This is a genomic window from Stenotrophomonas sp. HMWF003, from assembly GCF_003061285.1.
GTDB classification, from domain to species: domain Bacteria; phylum Pseudomonadota; class Gammaproteobacteria; order Xanthomonadales; family Xanthomonadaceae; genus Stenotrophomonas; species Stenotrophomonas maltophilia_AP.
In genome coordinates this window covers 1-1,236 of the sequence record NZ_QAIW01000357.1, presented here as the reverse complement: position 1 = coordinate 1,236, position 1,236 = coordinate 1, and the positions used below count along the sequence as shown (strand labels likewise).

Annotated in this window: 2 protein-coding genes; both read right to left on the bottom strand. The window is 67.6% G+C overall.

Features of this window, described 5'->3' with window-relative positions:
• Positions 1-90 precede the first annotated feature (90 nt).
• A complete protein-coding gene (locus tag DBR34_RS14600; RefSeq protein WP_128097329.1) occupies positions 91-516 on the bottom strand; it encodes a hypothetical protein in 426 nt (141 codons plus the stop codon).
• A gap of 92 nt (positions 517-608) precedes the next feature.
• Positions 609-1,205 carry a hypothetical protein gene (locus DBR34_RS14595; RefSeq protein WP_128097328.1) on the bottom strand — a complete coding sequence of 199 codons (597 nt, stop codon included), beginning with the start codon at positions 1,203-1,205 and terminating at the stop codon, positions 609-611.
• Positions 1,206-1,236 lie beyond the last annotated feature (31 nt).

The following is a 1,236-nucleotide window of genomic DNA, read 5'->3' as shown; positions in this document are numbered from 1 at the left end:
GCTGAAGGCCGACGCCGGAGGACATTCGCCGGAAAGGGTATGGGGGCCCAGCGCCCGCCCCACCGACCCACCGACCGCCGCCGTCAATCCTCAGTGCCGATCCGCCTGCAGGTTGTCGAAGGTCTCGGTGTAGTCCTTGAACTCCGGGATGCGCTGCACCAGGTCCGGCGGGATCGGCTGCATGCCGGCCGGCACCTGGATCTTGACCGAGCGCTTGGCCGGGTCCGGCGGGGCGTCGGTGAGGGTGTTCTGGCGCAGCACCTGCAGCTGGCCGAACATGCCCTGCAGCAGGGCCTGCTGGCTGGGGTCGAGCGGAATTTCGATCTCGTCGATCTTCATGTGGCCGTTGGGCAGCACGATGATGTTCGGCGCCGGCGCGCGGCGCACGGTGAGCATGCCGTCGCTGACGGTGATCTTCGGCTTGCCGCGCTCGGCACGATGGTTGCGGTATTCCTGGTCGCAGCCGGTGGCGGCCAGGCAGAACAGGGCGAACAGCAGCAGGCACAGCTTCTTCATGGTGGGCGCAGGCATGAAAAGGGGGAGGACCATTCTAGTCCTCCCCTCGTGCATGCGGACCCGGCTGCGACCGAACGTCGCAGGCCCGGCGATTACTTGCCGCAGTCGTCGATGTCGCTCTGGTCCATGGTGGCGTAGGGCTTGAACTCAGGTACCGCCGCGGCCAGCGCCTGCTGCTTGGCCATCATGCCCGGCAGCAGGGTGCACAACTGCTTGGCCTGGGCCTCGATCTTGCTGGCTTCGGCGTTCACCCGCCCCTCGATGCCCTGGGTATCGCCGGAGAAGATGCCCTTCAGCGCCTCGCCGGCCGCCTTCACACCCAGGTTGGCCCCGGCCACGCCGATCTCCATGCCGGCGCCGGCCACCGCTTCCACCTGCTTGCGGTAGTCCAGCAGCAGTTCGCGCTGGTGGGCATCGGTGGCCACGGCGGTGCCGTTGATCAGCAGTTCGCCCTGCGGGGTGATTTCGGCCTTGATCGACTGGCCGTTGGACACGCTGATATTGCTCTCCGCCAGTTCCTTGCGGGCCTTGTCGGTGGCGTCCTGCACGGTCTTGCCAACGGTGCTGGCTTCAGCCGCCGGCGACGTGGCCTTGCCGGTGCCGGGGTCGGTCCGGGCGGCGTCGTGGTTGTTGCAGGCTGCCAGTGGCAGGCACAGCAGCAGGGTGGGCAGCAGCAGTCGGGTGGTCATGCGCTCGTTCCTGGAATGGGGGGATTACTTG